At 50.2% G+C, this 17,948-nt stretch carries 13 protein-coding genes and 1 tRNA gene; 5 read left to right on the top strand and 9 right to left on the bottom strand.

Going from position 1 to position 17,948, the window contains the following annotated elements:
* Positions 1–43 precede the first annotated feature (43 nt).
* The 3 genes from DEV76_RS17080 to DEV76_RS17070 all read left to right on the top strand — a co-directional run bounded on the left by DEV76_RS17080 (position 44) and on the right by DEV76_RS17070 (position 3,823).
* Positions 44–2,437 (top strand): glycoside hydrolase family 31 protein, encoded by a 2,394-nt coding sequence (locus tag DEV76_RS17080; RefSeq protein WP_109699138.1) that lies wholly within the window; start codon positions 44–46, stop codon positions 2,435–2,437.
* 93 nt (positions 2,438–2,530) lie between these two features.
* On the top strand, positions 2,531–3,748 hold the full coding sequence (locus DEV76_RS17075) for a sterol desaturase family protein (protein ID WP_109699137.1): 1,218 nt from the start codon (positions 2,531–2,533) through the stop codon (positions 3,746–3,748).
* Between the two features lie 7 nt (positions 3,749–3,755).
* Positions 3,756–3,823 (top strand) — tRNA-Gly (locus DEV76_RS17070).
* A gap of 37 nt (positions 3,824–3,860) precedes the next feature.
* Here the strand turns inward: DEV76_RS17070 and DEV76_RS17065 are convergent.
* Complete coding sequence (locus DEV76_RS17065; protein ID WP_109699136.1) at positions 3,861–4,364, bottom strand: MepB family protein; 504 nt, start codon at positions 4,362–4,364, stop codon at positions 3,861–3,863.
* A 54-nt stretch (positions 4,365–4,418) separates the two neighbouring features.
* Between DEV76_RS17065 and DEV76_RS17060 the strand changes: the two genes are divergently transcribed.
* The gene (locus DEV76_RS17060; protein ID WP_157962941.1) at positions 4,419–4,946 is read left to right on the top strand and encodes a CinA family protein; all 528 of its coding nucleotides are present in this window, start codon (positions 4,419–4,421) and stop codon (positions 4,944–4,946) included.
* A 6-nt stretch (positions 4,947–4,952) separates the two neighbouring features.
* On the opposite strand, the gene DEV76_RS17055 is transcribed toward DEV76_RS17060, so the two are convergent.
* On the bottom strand, positions 4,953–5,588 hold the full coding sequence (locus tag DEV76_RS17055; protein ID WP_109699135.1) for a hypothetical protein: 636 nt from the start codon (positions 5,586–5,588) through the stop codon (positions 4,953–4,955).
* Between the two features lie 42 nt (positions 5,589–5,630).
* On the bottom strand, positions 5,631–6,041 hold the full coding sequence (locus tag DEV76_RS17050; protein ID WP_109699134.1) for a response regulator: 411 nt from the start codon (positions 6,039–6,041) through the stop codon (positions 5,631–5,633).
* Positions 6,042–6,213: 172 nt separating this feature from the next.
* Between DEV76_RS17050 and DEV76_RS17045 the strand changes: the two genes are divergently transcribed.
* Positions 6,214–6,873: a DUF6766 family protein gene (locus DEV76_RS17045; protein ID WP_109699133.1), complete on the top strand. Its 660-nt coding sequence runs from the start codon at positions 6,214–6,216 to the stop codon at positions 6,871–6,873.
* A gap of 73 nt (positions 6,874–6,946) precedes the next feature.
* Here DEV76_RS17045 and DEV76_RS17040 read toward each other — a convergent pair whose 3' ends face one another.
* From DEV76_RS17040 to glgB, 6 genes are all read right to left on the bottom strand, one after another.
* Positions 6,947–8,365, bottom strand: a complete 1,419-nt coding sequence (locus tag DEV76_RS17040; protein WP_157962940.1) for a SusD/RagB family nutrient-binding outer membrane lipoprotein — start codon at positions 8,363–8,365, stop codon at positions 6,947–6,949.
* Positions 8,366–8,370: 5 nt separating this feature from the next.
* Positions 8,371–11,601, bottom strand: a complete 3,231-nt coding sequence (locus tag DEV76_RS17035; protein ID WP_109699131.1) for a SusC/RagA family TonB-linked outer membrane protein — start codon at positions 11,599–11,601, stop codon at positions 8,371–8,373.
* A gap of 305 nt (positions 11,602–11,906) precedes the next feature.
* A complete protein-coding gene (locus tag DEV76_RS17030) occupies positions 11,907–13,832 on the bottom strand; it encodes an ATP-binding response regulator (protein WP_232826972.1) in 1,926 nt (641 codons plus the stop codon).
* A 208-nt stretch (positions 13,833–14,040) separates the two neighbouring features.
* A complete protein-coding gene (locus DEV76_RS17025) occupies positions 14,041–14,619 on the bottom strand; it encodes a toxin-antitoxin system YwqK family antitoxin (RefSeq protein WP_109699129.1) in 579 nt (192 codons plus the stop codon).
* Between the two features lie 127 nt (positions 14,620–14,746).
* A complete protein-coding gene (locus DEV76_RS17020) occupies positions 14,747–15,658 on the bottom strand; it encodes a DUF4382 domain-containing protein (protein ID WP_109699128.1) in 912 nt (303 codons plus the stop codon).
* A 287-nt stretch (positions 15,659–15,945) separates the two neighbouring features.
* Entirely contained in the window at positions 15,946–17,934 is a 1,989-nt protein-coding gene (glgB, locus tag DEV76_RS17015) for a 1,4-alpha-glucan branching protein GlgB (protein ID WP_109699127.1), read from the bottom strand.
* Between the last annotated feature and the right edge of the window lie 14 nt (positions 17,935–17,948).

Raw genomic sequence — 17,948 nt, 5'->3', positions numbered from 1 at the left:
GAAAGGCCGCGACATTTATCAGTAAAAGAAACAGATCGGCGCGATGCAAGTGGCTACTACTTCGGGGAAATACTCCGTAAAACACTACCCAGACAATATTCAATCCTGGAAAAAGGAAGGCAACTATTTCTACTTCTATACCTCAGCCACCATCCTGGAAATCAGGGTGATATCCGATAAGATCGTCAGATTCCGGTATGCGGCCGACGGTCAGTTCCAGCGGGATTTCTCCTACGCTCTCAGCGAGAAACTGGAAGAATCCCCCGAAAACTTCGATATCCGCGAATGGCAGGAGTCCTTCGAAATATATACCACCGCCATCCGGGTGTATATAGCCCGGGAAAACCTCCGGATCACGATCACCGATAAGGACGGGAAAATCATTAACCAGGACGAGACCGGCTTCCACTGGCAGTACTACCTCCAGAAAGGCGGTAAAATTGTCTATTGCACCAAGCTCATCCAGGAAGGTGAGGCATTCTACGGCCTGGGCGATAAGCCTACCGACCTCAACCTCCGTGGCAAACGGGTAGAGAACTTCGGTACAGATGCTTATGGTTATGCCAAAGACACGGATCCCCTTTACCGGAACATCCCCTTCTACTACGGGCTCCACAACGGTATAGGATACGGCCTTTTCTTCGATAACACCTTCCGCACCCTGTTCGATTTCGGGCTGGAGCGCGACGATGCTTCCAGCTTCTGGGCGCGCGGGGGAGAAATGAATTATTACTTCATTTATGGTCCGGAGCTGCTGAATGTAGCCGAATCATACGCCCGTATTACCGGTACCGCCGAGCTGCCGCCCCTTTGGGCACTGGGCTACCACCAGTGCCGCTGGAGCTACTTCCCCGGTACAAGAGTAAGCGAGATCGCTAAAGAATTCCGTACACGCGGCATTCCCTGCGATGCACTCTACCTCGATATCGATTACATGGAGGGCTTCCGCTGCTTCACCTGGAGCAAAGAAGGCTTTCCTGATCCCAAGCGGCTCCTGAAAGAACTGTCTGACGATGGATTCAAAACCGTTGTCATCATCGACCCCGGTATTAAAGTAGACCCGGATTACCCGGTGTACCAGGAACTGGTGCAGAAAGGATATGCCTGCAAACGGGCAGATGGCGCCCTCATGGAAGGCGATGTTTGGCCCGGTAAATGTGCATTCCCCGATTTCACCGATCCCAAAGTACGGGACTGGTGGGCCGGATTGTTTAAAGACCTTACCGCTTACGGGGTACGTGGCGTTTGGAACGATATGAATGAGCCTGCCGTATTTGAACTGGGTACTTTCCCGGAAGATGTGCGGCATGATTATGACGGAGAAAATGTAAGCCACCGTAAAGCGCATAACGTATACGGCCACCTCATGAGTAAGGCTACCGCAGCCGGACTGAAAAAGCACCTCATGCCACGCCGCCCCTTTGTTATCACACGCTCTGCCTATTCCGGCACACAGCGCTGGAGCAGCGTTTGGACAGGTGATAACATGAGTACCTGGGAACACCTCTGGCTGGCTTCCGTACAATGCCAGCGCCTCGCAGTATCCGGACTGTCGTTTGCCGGCAGTGATATCGGCGGCTTCATCGGTGAGCCCACCGGAGAGCTGTATACCCGCTGGATCCAGCTGGGTGCGTTTCACCCGCTTATGCGTACGCACTCCGCCAGTAACGAAACAGGCTTCGACCAGGAGCCCTGGAGCTTCGGGCCGGAGTATGAAGCGGTGATCAAATCATTTATCCAGCTTCGTTACCGCCTCCTCCCCTACATCTACACCACTTTCTGGCAATATGCCGCTTATGGCACCCCTATGCTGCGCCCCCTCGCGTTTGTGGCACAGCACGATGCCAATACGCACGATCTCAACCATGAGTTCCTGCTGGGCGACAGTATCCTCATCAGCCACGTAAGTGAGCCCGGTATGCAGGAAAAATCAGTGTACCTCCCGGAAGGCAGCTGGTATTATTACTTTAATGATCAGCGCTTCACAGGCGGCCAGTCTGTTACCATCCCCACCCCCTTGTCGGAAATGCCCGTATTCGTGAAAGGAGGGGCCGTAGTGCCTCAGTATCCTGATATGGAATGGGTTGGCCAACGGAAGGTGGAAGAGATGATCCTGCAGGTTTATTTTGGCGAAGGCATCACCCACAGCATTCTATACGAAGATGCAGGCGATCACTACGCTTACAAAACAGGGCAGTACAACCTCGTACGCTTCAAACAGGTTTCTGAACCCGGACAGTTCCGTTTAAAGAAAAAGTTCGTGGGTAAGTTCGAAGCCGATTACCGCAGCCACCGCCTCCGCATTCACGGTCTCCCCTTCACTCCCGTTACCTGTGTGGTAGACGGCGTATCTTTTGAGCTCCCGGCTAACGCCCTGCAGGCGGGCATCGTGGAGATTCTCCTTCCCAGAAATTTCGAAGAAATTATTCTCAGATAATGCATGTAAAATGATTTATACGAAACGGATTTTGCCGTTTCGTATAAATCACGTTAATTTGTCTACCATTTTAGTAGACTAACCATTATATCCATGCAACATCTAAACTGGATCGCCCTTTCCATTGTAGGGTTCCTGCTCTTTATAGGGTTGGAATACCTGCTGTCTAAACGAACCGGGCGCAACTATTTTCACTTTGCCGAATCCGTCGCCAACCTTAATACCGGCATAGCCGAGCGCCTCCTCGATGTGTTCGTTACCGGACTGTTTTATTTCTTCTTCGATTATATCTACCGGCATTTCGCCATCTGGGAAATTAAACCGGCATGGTATACCTGGGTACTGCTATTTCTGGCAACAGACTTCGTATGGTACTGGTACCACAGGCTGGCACATGAAGTGAATATCCTCTGGGCTGCACATGTGGTACATCACCAGAGTGAGGATTTTAACTACACGGTATCCGCACGCATCACCGTGTTTCAATCTGCTGCCCGCTCACTGTTCTGGGCAGTATTACCGCTTGCGGGCTTCCCTCCTGCCATGATTACATCGCTGCTGCTTGTGCATGGCCTTTACCCTTTCTTCATTCACACCCGCACCATCGGCAAGCTGGGCTGGCTGGAATACTTTCTTGTAACGCCCAGTCACCACCGTGTACATCATTCTTCCAACGAAGCATACCTCGATAAAAACTATGGCGATGTGCTCATCGTGTGGGACAAAATGTTTGGAACGTTTGTGGAAGAGAAGAAGGAAATTCCTTGTGTATATGGGCTTACCAAACCGCTGGGTAGTTACAGCTTTCTCTGGCAGCAGTTCCATTTTATGCTGGAACTGGGAACGGCTTTTGTGCGGGCGCAGGGCTTCGGTACAAAATGGAAAGTGATATTCGGTAAGCCTGATGATATTGACCCCAACATCAGGGGAGAACTGGAAGCACGATGGCTGCGCAAATCTCATACACGTGAGCAGACCCGCGGTCAGCGCATCTATATTGTTCTGCAAACGTTCATGAGCATCCTTCTGTTGTTTACCATTATGCTGCTGGAAAACCTGGTACCAGGTGGCCTGGCCGTGTTCGCCGTACTATTTGTGCTGCTAAGTCTCGTCAATACCGGCGCCATCCTCGAACAGAAGAAATGGTTCTTCTACCTGGAATATGCACGTGTTATGCTGCTGGCCATCGCCTGCATGTTTTATTTCAGGCATTTATATGTCTATGTAAGTATTTTGTCGGCAGCGGCGCTTATCACATTTTACTTTTCACGCATCCGCGAATCCGTTCAGCGCTGGCTGTTCCAGCCATAAAGATTTTGCCGTGTGGCCGAGTGGACAGGCGAAGGCTTCCCGCCTTATACGGTGGTTCGATTCCATCCGCGGCTTCTAGTAATAACGAAAGCGGAAGATGTTATCCGTTCCGTTATTTTAATTGCCTGATATGCCGCAGCTTCTCAGCAGCATTGCTGTCCCCTTCCTCCAGGGGTATGAAAAAGGGTGATTGCCACAGTTGCGTTTTCTCTGCCTGGCGGTTGGGTGCTTTTACCCAATCAGGATACAGCCGGAAGCCCCGCTTTCCTTCCTTTCCTTCGTGTGTTAATATGCCATTTTTCGCCAGTACGTATTTAGGGAAAAAGAAAAGCCCATAGGTATTTTCAGATTGAACTGCCACGAGGTAATAATCAAAAGGATCATCATGTTCAAAAGGTTCAGTAACTCCCGCAGAACTCCTTTTCCATAAAGCCACGAAATTGCCCACCTTTTTAGGTGTGAGTTTTGCCAGTCGGAATTTAATCCGGATGTTATTATTGCATTGGAGATCATAGCCATGATATTCTTCGGATTCTGCGTCCTTCACGATATCTGTAATGGCCAGGCCACAGGGGGCAAATACTGTACGTTCTATTTGATGTATGAGCGGATGCATGCGGAAACTAATCTCATTTGGGGAAGGTGCAAACTACGGAAACATGCGGAAATAATGCCCGTATTCACCGGCTGGCATGTTATTTTCTGCGAATCAGGCATGGTCAACACTGCCTTACTCCTCCAAATCCGTGATCACCTGCTTCGTATGCGCCATACGGTATCTGTAGCAGAAAGTGTGACAGGAGGCATGCTACAATCTGCACTGGCGGGTACCCCGGATGCTATGCGCTTCTTTCAGGGAGGGATCACTGCTTACAATATCGGGCAGAAGTGCCGGCATCTGCACATTGAACCCGTACACGCGCTGGAATCTAATTGCGTGAGCGGACAGGTGGCGGAAGAAATGGCTACCGGTGTGTGTGCGATGTTCCGCAGTGAATGGGGAATTGGCGTCACAGGCTATGCCACACCCGTTCCGGAATCGGATAACCAGACGTTTGCCTGGTTTGCTATTGCATATGAAGGAAAAATTTTGGAAACCGTACGGCTGAATGCTCCCGCCGGAGATCCGGATGCCTTGCGCGAATGGTATACAGTGAAGACACTGGACGCCTTTGCAGCCCATTTGCCCCGTATGTAAGCCGGATTATTTACGGATACCAAGGATACCATTCACCAGGCTCTTCCATTGAAAATGTGAGAATCCCAGCATGGCAGTAAATGAAACAATGAGATTGCGGAGTTTGGTAAGCCAGCCTTTCACTTCCGTATTGGGTACTTCATTACGCCCGAATACACAGGCTTTTACCGTACGCCCCTGCAGCTCCACCATGAACGAACTGGTGGCATAACGGCGGAAGAAATGAGATATCTGGCGGCTTGGTTTGGCAGGCTCCGGCGCAGGACGTACGCGCATTGTTACGGAAACAGAATTATGGCGGATATTCAGCTGTTCAATGATATCTTCAATAACTACCCAGTCAAAGCCATCACCCGCCGGGTTCCCCGGACCGGGCAGGCGGATCCGGATGTAATCACCTGGAGCGGCTTTACGGTCTACAAGGGAGCCTTCCGCATCAGACAACTGAAATGCTGCAAGTGGTTTTTCACTTGTTTCTTTCCATTTATTGACTTCCAGCAGCCGGTTCAGTGATTCACGGAACAGCTGCTCTGCATCTTCAGTAGTGGGAAGGGTAACAGCCTGACAGTCATTGGTTTTATTCCCTACCTGCTGTGCGGGAACGGGCTCTTTTCCTTCAATCGCAGGATCATCCAGTATCATAATACCGTTTTAACAATGCGTGAAAAAATAATGCCGGAATTATCAGTTGGTCTTTTGTACAGCTTCCTGTTCGTGTAACAACAGTTTCAGCCCTTCGCAGAGCTTAGAAATACTCACATCTTTCACCCAATATCCTGCGGCTCCCATAGCCATCAGCTCAGAACGGTCGCGCGGGTCTGAGGAAGTAGAGTAAATTATTACAGGGATCCGGCTGAGGTGTGAGTCCTCCTTTAGCGCTCTCAGGCACGACCGGCCATCCATTGGCGCCATATTGAGATCGAGGAATATGTAATCAGGCTTCTTTTCAGCCGCTGCCAGCTTTGCAAGGGCATCGCGCCCGTCTCTCGCAAAAGTGCATTCGATCTCCATATTCAGTTCACGCACTGCGTAGAGAAATATCTCCTGATCATCCACATCATCATCAATAAGCATACAGATACAATTCGCTTTCATGCAAGGAACAATTTCGTTGACGGATTAGATTTGAAGGCAAACGGTCCAATTCAGATGAATATGGAAGTTAAGAATTTTTAACACAACAGCCGCAATTATAACAGCAGTACTATACTTACTGCTGTTTAACCGGCATGCTTTTTTGATGAAAATATGACGGAGAATATTGTATATGAAAAAGCACACTTTCTTTTACCGTAACGGATTGAGCATTGTATTTCTGTCTATGCTCCTGATATGCCTCGTTGCCCAAACTTTCACGGGGATGCAGGAATTCAACAGTGAACTGCAGGAGCTTGGTCTTCCCCAACTTGGCCTCCGGCACTACCTTACCAGTCCTCACTTTTTAGAAGCAACATTCGAGAACTGGGAAAGTGAATTCCTGCAAATGGGCATGTATGTGATTCTTACGGTAAAACTGCGGCAATGGGGCTCTTCAGAATCCAAAGACCTTGACAAAAAAGAAGAAGTGGACCGTGAGCCTAAGCCTTCTCCTTCTGCCCCATGGCCCGTAAACAAGGGTGGCATTTGGCTAAAGGTGTACAAACATTCCCTTTCCATCGCATTCTTTTTACTTTTCATTATTTCTTTCTGGCTGCATTTTATCGGCAGCCATAATCATTACAACCTGGAGCAGTCTGCCAAAGGACTCCCTACTGCCACGGCTTCCCAGTATTTATCCCATGCAAAGTTCTGGTTCGAGTCGTTTCAAAACTGGCAAAGCGAGTTCCTTTCCGTGGCAGCAATCGTCATTCTTTCCATTTGGCTGCGCCAGTGGGGATCACCGGAGTCCAAACCGGTAGATGCACCATATGGGGAAACCGGGAAATAAAAAACCGGGGATAAATATCCCCGGCCTCTGTCAAAAATCTAAATAATGCTTATGATGAAAAGAAATAACGTGATCAATGCTTATCCCACCAGAGCTTAGTTTCCACCTTATCGCCACCTACTGCCTGCGCAGCGCTTTCATAATTGCGGCGGTTGATGTTATGCTCTGAAACAGGATAGCGGTAGCGCATAGGGATGCCGCTTACGGCCCCCACGGGCAATTCCAGTACCGGGAAGTCGAGGCGGCGGTAGTCCGTCCAGCCATCGTTGCCACGGTTGAAGAACGCGAACCATTTCTGCATCCCGATGCTCTTTTTCCAGTTAGCCGGGTTATAGGCCACTTTAGGATTAGCGAGGTAATCTGCTATCTCAGCATCCGTAACTCCCCATGATGCCAGTGCGGCACTTACCCCTTCTGCATAGTGTTCTGCTGCAGTAGCGCCGGTATTCCATCCGCGCTGTGCTGCTTCTGCAAGCAACAGCTTCACTTCGGAATATTCCAGCAGGTAAGCGGGCATGGTAGGCTCAAGGAGTGTTTCCGTGATATTGGAGAATTGCTCGAAGTCTGGCTTGGTACCGGGCCGTGCGCCGAGGTATTCGCCATTCTCCGTTTCCAGGAAGTAGCGCTGCAAACGGGGATCTGCATAGGCTTTCAGACTGTCCACAAAGGGAGCAGCGGCAACAAAGTCTACCCGTCCGCTCTCCACAAGGTCGTTCCACAGCGGGTTGGTATACGGCGGTGCAGAGAGGTAATGCAGCACGCAATCGTCTGCCGCCGATGTAAATACCCCTGCTGTAATGGCTGCTTCTGCTGCCGGGCGCGCCTTGTTGACATCGCTGTCTGCAATCAGCATGGCCATCTTCAGCTGAAAAGATGCAGCAAACTTCTTCCAACGGCCTACGTTGCCACGGTAAAACAGATCTGCAGAGCCAAAGCCTGCAGCCGAAGCGTCGAGGTTGGCTACATCTTCTGATATCCGGCGCAACAGGTCCGTGTAAATTGTATTGGCATCATCGTAGGCGGGAAACGGATTCTCTCCGTTCAATGCCTGTGAGTATGGCACATTACCAAATGTGGTGGTGAGATAGTAATAAGATACCACTTCCAGCACGTCGATGATGGCGATCTGGTTTTTACGCACTTTCTCATCGAGGTCAGCAGCGCGTACCATTTCCTTACAGCCTTTAAGGTTCTGCAGTACATAATGGTAATGATCGCGCCACCAGGCACCTGACAAGCTGTTTCCTTCCAGCTTATACTGGCTTTCTTCGTTGTATGTGGTTTGCTGCCAGTATTGGGTAATTACACGGAATACATTGACGAACACGTTGGGCGAAGCATGTGCGTCCATCAGTTCGCGGGTGGCATTTGTAAAGAGCGTGGCAGGAGGCACTATTGCCGGGTTCTTGATATCGTCATTAAGTCCGGTAAGGTCGCTGGTACATCCGGCGATGCTTCCTGTCAATAATATGAGGAGAAGTTTCTTTCGCATGATAATCAGAATTTGCATTTCAGGTTAAAGGTGAAGGTGCGGGTAGTGGGGTACGATCCGCTCTGATAGCCTTGCAGGTTACCGGAACCGAGTGTGTCTTCCGGATCGGCATGCGGCATGTTCTTGTGGATGATCCACAGGTTACGGCCGATGAGCGAAAAATCCAGTCCTTTAATGAACCCGAGCTTCGACAGCAGCGGCTTTGGCAGTGCATAGGTAAATACCACTTCCCTGAGTTTCACGTACGATGCATCATATACGAAGCCTTTATTGGGATTGAAATAGTCACCATAAATACCATACAGGTTTTCTACCCACATTGTATTCTCCTTCCCGTCTTCCGTTACACCGTCCAGCAGTATACCACCTCCTTCGGCCACCGGCTCACGTGAGTTCTTCCCACGGCTGTTAACCAATGCGGTTTCTTCGTACAGGCCCTGTGAAAGACCATAATACATATCCAGGCTGAACAGTTCGCCGCCTTTCTTCATGTCTATCAGGAAGCTGAGGAACAGGTTCTTATACCTGAACTGGTTGTTGATACCTGCTAACCAGTCGGGGTTAGGATTCGCGATGATGTTATTGACACTGGGAGTAACTATGTAATATCCGTCTTCATCTACTGTTTTGCGGCCGTTTGTATAAACGTAGTCAGATCCGCGGATGATGCCGAAAGGCTGTCCTACAGCAGCATTGATGCTCACATTACCCTGGAAGGCCGACAGCTGGATGTTCTCCGCTCCATCAGGCAGGGAAATCACTTTATTCTTGTTGGTGGACCAGTTGGTGGTAATATCCCAGGAGAAGTTGCTGGTGCGTACGGGGGTAGCGGTCAGTGAAACTTCCAGGCCTTTGTTTTCTACGAGGCCGGCGTTCATGTAGCGCGACAGGTACCCGGTTGCAGCAGAAGATGCAACGGGAATGATCTGGTCGATGGTCTTGGTTTTATAGGCTGTAATGTCCAAACCCAGACGGTTATCAAAGAAGCCGAGTTCCAGCCCGCCTTCAAGGCTCTCTGTACGTTCAGGTTTCAGGGCGCTGTTGTTCTTGATGGTACGGGTGGCGAACTGCTGAATGCTGCCCCAGATGGTTTCCTGCTGATAAGTGTCGTGTATGGCGGAAATAGGAGCATCAGCGCCTACCTGTGCAAAGTTGGCCTTTACCTTACCGATGCTCAGCCAGGTGGCAGCTGGCAGTAATTTACTGAAAGTGAACCCGGCAGAAACTGAAGGATAGTAATAGGAGTTAGCTCCTTTGGGTAATGTGGAAGACACGTCTCTCCTCAGGGTCATATCCAGCGAAAGCATATCGTTCCATGATAAGGTGGTACCAGCAAACACACCCTGTACTTCTCTCCTGCCAAGGTATTCCAGCGAAGGCTCCGGAGCATTGAGGGAGTTGTTCAGCGCATATAAACGGGGAACTACCAGACCGCCATTTGTTTGGGCGGATATATTCTCGATACGTTGCTTCCGCACGTTGGAACCCAGCAGTGCTTTCAGGTTCAGTTTAGGAGCAATGTTTTTATCTGCATTCAGCAACAGGTCGATGTTCGTTTCTTTAAACCAGCGGTTAGAGCGCAGGTATTTCGGTACACCGTAGCTACCAATGGCAACGCGTTCTTCCCTAAGCTCATCATAGTAATCCTGTGCAACACGTGCCATGGCATTCAGCCAGGGCGTTACCTTATAGTTTACGGAAATATTGCCGAAGAAGCGGTTACGGGTATCGTCCTGGTAGTTTTCGTAAATGGTCCAGTAAGGGTTATCCCAATACAGCGGACGCAGGTTGCGGAAGGTGCGGAAGTTCCAGGTCATGTTTTTACGGTCCCGGAAATAAGCATCCCGCTGGTCTTTGATATCTACGTTGGTTTGCCACCACTGGCGGAGGCTGGTCATGATATTCTTCCCTTCGTCGCCATCATAACCCGTGCCCCATCTGCCTTTACCTTTGATGTTGGTGTAGTTGGCGGCAGCGCTTACAGTCAGCTTGGGCGTGAGGTGGAGCGAAGCATTGAAGTTCAGGAGGTTCTTCACGATGCGGCTGTTCTCTACAATACCCTGCTCATCGTTCCGGGTAAGACCGAGTTTAAAGGCTCCTTTATCAGAAGCGCCGTCAGCAAATACGCTGAAGTTGGTAGCGCTTGCGGTACGGAAGAATTTATCGGCAGAATTATCGGGGGCCACCCAGGCACGTTTTTTCAGATAACCGGGTGTATTGGGAATAAGGGCATCCCAATGAAATACCATGAGGTTGGGATCAAAACGGTGACCGTAAGATGCATCGTCGCGGGTAGGAACGATGAGGTCGTCCTGTCCGTCTCCGTCGAGGTCATCGTAGAAGAAAAACCCGGAAGGGTCGTCGCGGTCGGGACCATACCCTGCTCCATACAGCCGCTGGTATTTAGGGAAAGTGCTTTTATCGAGGTAGCCGAGCGTACCACCGGCATTAACGGTGATACCAAGACCGCGGGTCGCTTTTTTAGTAGTGATGAGGATTACGCCGTTGGCGCCCTGTGAGCCATAAAGCGCACTGGCCGCAGCGCCTTTCAGTACCGTGATGGTTTCAATATCATCGGCATTGAAATCGGCTGCGGTGCTGCCATAATCGTAACCACCACCGCCGGAGCGCTGGGAGGAGTTACCGGTATTGAGGATATTGCGTGTGCCCGATGCGTTGGCATAAGGAACGCCGTCTACAACAAAGAGGGCCTGGTTATCGCCTGTAATAGAACGGATACCACGCAGGGTGATATTGGTAGAGCCGCCCATGGCGTTGCCCTGTTGTACGTTCAGCCCCGCGATCTTTCCGGAGAGGCCCTGTACGAAGTTGGGTGTACGGATACGGGCCACTTCATCACCTTTAATAGTTTGAACGGCATAGGGCATCTGGTTCCGGGTACGGTTGATACCCAATGCTGTAACAACAACTTCTGTGAGCTGGCTTTCTCCTTTCAGGAGACGGATGGAATAATTGTCAGTGATAGCGTCGGCGGCTATTTCTGCACGGTTAAAGCCTACCATGGAGAAAACAATCACTGCACCCGACGGGGCGCTGAGGGAGAAATTCCCTCTCACATCCGTAAATGTTCCGGAGGTAGTGCCCTTAATCTGCACGGAAACCCGCTCCAGCGGGTGCCCAGTTTCGTCCTGCACCACGCCTTTCCGCACCGCATCCTGCGCAAACAGGACGGGCATCAGGCCCATCAGGACTAACATGCATAGCATTCGTTTCATAAGCGTCTTTTAGGTTGATAAAATGAAGGTTTAGACACAGCAAGAAACGACTGCCCTCCCGTCCTGAAAACCCTTCGGGCTTCGAGGCGGCAATTTATAAAGCTCACATGCAGGAATTAAGCGCTGAATATTGAGCACTGCAACTGAACTGAAACGGGTAAAAAAGGAATATGTACAAATGCAGAAGAAGCTGACAGAAACCGCTGTGGCAGCAGATTTCAGTCAGCTTCAAATAGTCCTGTTTACAGGTATTGATACGTAGGCGCTGCACAATTACCATGCAGATTACGTAAGGGTTTACGTTTTTATGAAGCGGAGCGGGTAGTATCGAGCGGAATGGCACAGAGGGTGGCCGAGATGGGGCGGGCATCGAAACGGATCAGTTTCTCCAGCACCGCATGCAGCACTTTACCATCTACCGGCTTGCGGATATAACCGTCCATTCCAAGGTGGATGTAGGCTTCTTCCTGTTCTTTGAAGGCATCAGACGATACTGCCACTACAGGAATGTGGCGCAGCTGTTCATCGGCACGCAGGGCGAGGAAGGTTTCCCGGCCGCTGAGTACCGGCATATGAAGATCCATGAGGATCACATCCGGGAGGGTTTTGCGGGCCAGTTCCAGCCCGTCGGCCCCATCGCTGGCAAATGCTACTCGCGTAACACCGATGCGCGCCAGGAAGTGCTTCATGATGAGGTGGTCGAATTCATTATCATCCATCACTACCACCGTAGTATCGGCAGGCAGTAATGTAAGCGCCGCGGCAGGGAGTGGCAGTTCGTTCACTTCTTCACTCACCAGTAAGGGTAGCGTAATTACAAAGTTGGTGCCTTCGCCGGGAGTGCTGCTCACCTGAATGGTACCACCCATGGTTTCGGCTTTGCGTTTGGCGATGGCCAGGCCCAGGCCACTGCCGCCAAACTGGCGATAGATATCACTGTCGCCCTGCTCGAAAGGTTCAAATATGGCACCCAGCTGGTTAGCAGGGATGCCTTTGCCTTCGTCGCAGATCTGGAGGAACATCTTGTTCTGCTGATGGAAGCAGCGTACACGGATGTTTTTACCGGCGGGCGTAAATTTGATGGAATTGGAAAGGATGTTGTTGATGATCTGCCCCAGCATTACTTTATCGCAGAGGATCATGTCGGGGAAACGGCCGTCTACTTCCAGGTGGATGGTCACGGATTGTTTGCTGGCAACACTCTGGTAGATGCTGACAGTATGTTTGAGCCAGTCTCTGAGAGAGAAAGGCGCAGGTTTTGCTTCGTCGGCTTTTCCGGCTTCTATTTTAGACAATTCTAACACGTGATTTACGAGTTCGAGGATATTATGACCTGCCGCCTGCATGTTCCGGGCCATTTGCCTTGCTTGTGCATGGGCACCGGGTTCACGGGAAGAAAGGGTGTCGCTCAGCAATTCGGTCATCCCTACTATCAGGTTCAGCGGCGTTCTGATATCATGGCTCAGCTCGCTGATGAACTGTGTTTTAGCCGTATTGGCTTTCACGAGGGCAAGGGTACGTTCCCGTACCAGCAGTTCCAGTTCTTTGCTGTATTTTTCCAGTTCTTTCCGTTGCCGCTCCACTTCCCGGCGGCTTCTGGCTAGCGACATATTCCTGTTCCGCAATATCCGCAGCAGGTCCATGATATTGTCCTGGTAAAGATGGATGGCGAGGTAATTCAGGTATAGGACTACCGGCATTACCATCCAGCGGTAGATATTCTGTGTCGTTTCGCTTAAAGGAAGCGGAGTTACGAGATGAAAATAGTAAATAAACTCGAGAATAACCAAAGAAAGGATGGGCATGGAGGCGCAAATGATGCGGGGCAGCTTTTCCTGGGGCTTCCAGATCAGCAGTGCCACACTCATCAGGAACACTGCCAGCAGCTGTACTTCCGTTACCCTACCCAGTATACTGCCGTAATACAGGATCAGCGAAATGTATATAACATGGATGCTGATGCGCGCTTCCATATACCGCCGCTTTCCGTTCAGCCATACCACACCAAAAAATGCCGGGGCAAACACCAGCAAAGCGGGCAGCAAAATAAGAGATGAGCGCAGCAGCAGATAAAAAGCAATACCGTAAATGATTACCAGCAACCCGGTAATCGAACTCACGATGTTGACAACTTTAATCCTGCGGGCTTCTTCTTTGCCGGACGATTGTACCACACCTTGCCTGTAAATGCCCTGTATACGGATACGGAGCGGGGATAAAAAATGCATCATCACGAACAGATTTTTGAAAACAAACAAATCGGGATTTCATAGCACCGGCAAACTGGTTTTTCAATCACAAGCCGGCATACTCAGTGGTTCAAATAAAAAGGTGGAACAACTATCACGGGGTACCTATATCGGTTGATTAAATATAAGGAATCCTTTCCGTATTAAAATATACGTTACAACAGGGGTGTTGGATTGTTTTGGTATGTTTTTATTCTTTCCGCGATCCGCGGCGTGCAGGTTGTGCCTCATGCGGCAAAGGAGTTTGAGAGGAACGCTTTTTCTCCTGCATTACAGACTCACTGATCTCCCCCTTATCATACGTTTCACGAATCATATTGCCGTCTTCATCATACAGCCGCCATTCACCATGGCGTACGGAATGACCCTTTCGTGTCACTTCCATCAGCTGCTCCTCTCCTGTTGTAACGTTAATGGTTACAACGGTATCTTTTTGTCCTTCCAGGTCTATCGCCAGCATCCTGCCGGCGGCAGAAATTTTTCCATTGGGATAGTAATATTTGCACAAACCATCCAGTGCACCGTTTTTATACGTTTCTTCCGCTACCACATCACCATCTTCCGTCGTTTTCTTCCAGACGCCTTCCTTTCTACCGTTCACATAACTACCCTCAAGTATATACGCAGGATCTTCCCGCAATGCAGGTATCCTTTCCGCCCATACTCCTTGTTTACGCTGCTTCGCGTCAGTCCGGTTTTCCGCGCTTTGCGCGCCGGCAGAAAAATAAAGGCCGCAGCTCAGCAGCATCAAAATACCCGTGCGTTTCATACTAATGGTTTTTCGCTTCCACAAATTAGTATTATTTATCAATTATCTGGTCTTCCGGAAGTAAAAAGGCCGCTCCAATTAAGGAACGGCCTTCTACAGGAAACGCAGGTTACGCGTTTTATTAATATTATTTCCGAAGGGTGATGTCCGGAAGTCTCGTATCCTTCGCGCGTTCAACTTTTACGCCTGTTATCGTTGTGTCGGCGTACCCATTGCCTGCGTTCACAAAAACACTGTATGTACCGGGTTTCAAACCACGCACCTTCCAATCCCCGTTACGGCCCGGAAGGGCATACAGGGAGTCTGCCGTATTATACACGGTTATTACGGATTGTGCGTCGGCGGGCAGCACTTTTCCGGATACTGATCCGGTCTGGCGAACCGTCCACACATGGATGTAGGGTTTAAGGATGAACCGGCCGTTGCTTACACGGATAATAGAACGTTGTACATCGAAATCAAGCCACAGCTGCAGGTTGTCCGGAGTTACTTCGTCCCACTCGTTATGCCGTACCTTAACAATGATTTTTACCTGTCCGTTCACGGAACGCAGCGGATAAGTTACCCCATCTTTCACCAGCGAATTTTCTGATCCCAGGGTAATACGGATCTTGTGAATACGGCCCTTACGGATTACGCCTGTAGCCAGACTGGTATCCACCCCATTACGCAGCTGGAGCATGTCATATACTCCCGGACGAATGCCCAGTGAGTCCCACACATCACAATCGCGGTCGTGGTCTCTGTCACGCCAGTCTTCCCACCATCCGCAACGATCGCGATCATCCCAGTCATCATCGTCGTCATCATCATCGTTGTTCCTTGTACAGGTGTCGATCAGTACTTCCACTTTGCGGATATCGATCATGACTTTATCAAACAGTCCGGGGTCATCGGTCAGCATGAGGCTCACCTTCTGCCTGCCTTCCGGTATTTTTTCCGGGCCGGCAGATTCATTTTTACTGCATGCATAGATGACGATGGACAGGATGGCCAAAATGAGTGCGGGCCAACCCAGTTTTCGGAGGTAGTTTCTCATACAAAAGATTTGGTTTTAAAGGTGATGTGGTTTTTATGTTGTACCCGGTTAAAGCACTTTCAATAAAAAGATAATGGCGTAATGATGTTACTGTTCAACCAAAGATGATGGCGTTCTGATATGATATGGCGTAATAGTAAACGTGCAATTGGCTGTGCTTATTGTTCTGAGCTGCGACACACACGCAGCGGCCATTCTACCGGCATATTTTACACCGGTAAGTACAGCAAAATATCTGCCAGATTCCAACGGGGGAACCGGCTCAGTACATTGAAATGTTAATGAAATTACTGTTTGCCTTTACGCGGCCTGGGGGTATCCATTTTAAGAATTACCGCACCAAGGGGCGGGAGCCGCAGGTGAATATCGAAAGGCTTCCCGAAGCGGCCGGCCACCGGTTTGAGCGGTCCTGTATTTACCACCCCGCTGCCATACCATTCCGGCGCATCGGAATTAAGCACCTCCCGGAATGTATCGCCCCATGGAATGCCGATGGGATAATCTTCACGAGGGATGGGTGTCATATTGAGGGCTACCAGCACCACTTCCCCGGCTGTCCCTTTACGGGCATATACAACGATACTGTTTTCCTGGTCGGCCAGGTGTATCCATTCAAAGCCGGCTGAATCGAACTGTTGTTGATACAGCGCGGGTTCTCCGGTATATAAATGGTTGAGCGCCTTTACATATTCGCGGAGCTTCGCGTGCGTGGGATGCTGCAGCAAGTGCCAGCCCAGCTCCGATTCGAAGTTCCATTCCTTTGTATCACCAAACTCATTGCCCATAAACAGGAGCTTGGTACCCGGATGGGTAAACATATAACTGTAAAGCAACCGCAGGTTAGCGAACTGCTGCCAGTCATCGCCCGGCATTTTATAGATCATAGGACTTTTCCCATGCACCACTTCGTCGTGGCTCAGGGGCAGCATGAAGTTTTCGCTAAAGGCGTACATCATACTGAAAGTGATCTGGTTATGGTACCATTTGCGGTAAAGCGGGTCTTTCTTGAAATAATCCAGCGTATCATTCATCCACCCCATCATCCATTTCATCCCGAAACCAAGTCCGCCAAGGAATACAGGGCGGCTCACGCCATAGAAGGAGGTAGACTCTTCCGCAATGGTCTGTACATCCGGGAAACGTTCATAAATGCGGGTATTCATTTCCTTCAGGAAAGAAATAGCTTCCAGGTTCTCTGCTCCGCCATGAACGTTAGGCTCCCAGGTACCGGCTTTACGGGAATAATTGAGGTGGATCATTGAGGCAACGGCATCTACCCGTAGCCCGTCGATATGAAAACGGTCGAGCCAGAAGAGGGCGTTGCTCAGGAGGAAAGAGCGCACCTCGTTACGGCCGTAGTTAAAAACATAGCTGTTCCAGTCGGGATGAAACCCCTTCCGCATATCGGCATATTCGTAGCAATGGCTACCGTCGAAGCGGTACAGCCCATGATCATCATAGGGAAAGTGAGACGGCACCCAGTCGAGGATCACCCCGATGCCGGCATGATGGAAGGCATCTATCAGCGCCATAAAGTCCTGCGGGGAACCGTACCGGCTGGTGGGTGCATAGAAACCTGTCAGCTGATACCCCCACGACCCGTCGAACGGATGCTCGGCCACAGGCATGAACTCCACATGCGTAAAGCCCATTTCCTTCACGTATGGCACCATCATGGCAGCTATATCGCGATAGGTATAAAAACGCTCATGATCGTCCGGATCGGGACGGCGCCAGGAGCCGAGATGTACTTCGTACACGGAAACGGGGCTGGCCAGGGTCTGCTTCTCTCCTCTTTTCTTCATCCAGGCAGCATCTTTCCATTTGTATTCCAGGTTCGAGGTAACGGATGCCGTTTTAGGCCTTACCTCCCAGTGGTTGGCGAAAGGATCACCTTTACGCAGCTCTTCCCCGGAATTGGACCGGATGAAGTACTTATACAGCTGCTGTTCCTTCATTCCGGGGATAAATCCCTCCCAGATACCGGAATTGTCCCACCGGGGGAACAGGGTATGGCTGTAAGTGTTCCAGCCGTTAAAGTCACCTATCACTGATACAAATGCCGCATTGGGAGCCCAAACTGCGAAGTAAGTGCCTGATTTGCCTTCATATGTAAGCCCGTGGGAGCCGAATTTCTCATACAGCCGGTCGTGGGTACCAGCCTGGAATTGCTCTATATCCCTTGCGGAAAAGAGAGAAAAAGGCTCGACTGATTGCAGTTCTCTGAAGGGCTCATCGTCTCCCGTTCTTTTATTTGTGGAATGTTGGGTCGTCATATCTGGCAATGGGT

Origin of the sequence: Chitinophaga deserti (assembly GCF_003149455.1) — a bacterium.
GTDB lineage: Bacteria > Bacteroidota > Bacteroidia > Chitinophagales > Chitinophagaceae > Chitinophaga > Chitinophaga deserti.
This window is presented reverse-complemented; position numbering and strand designations above follow the sequence as displayed.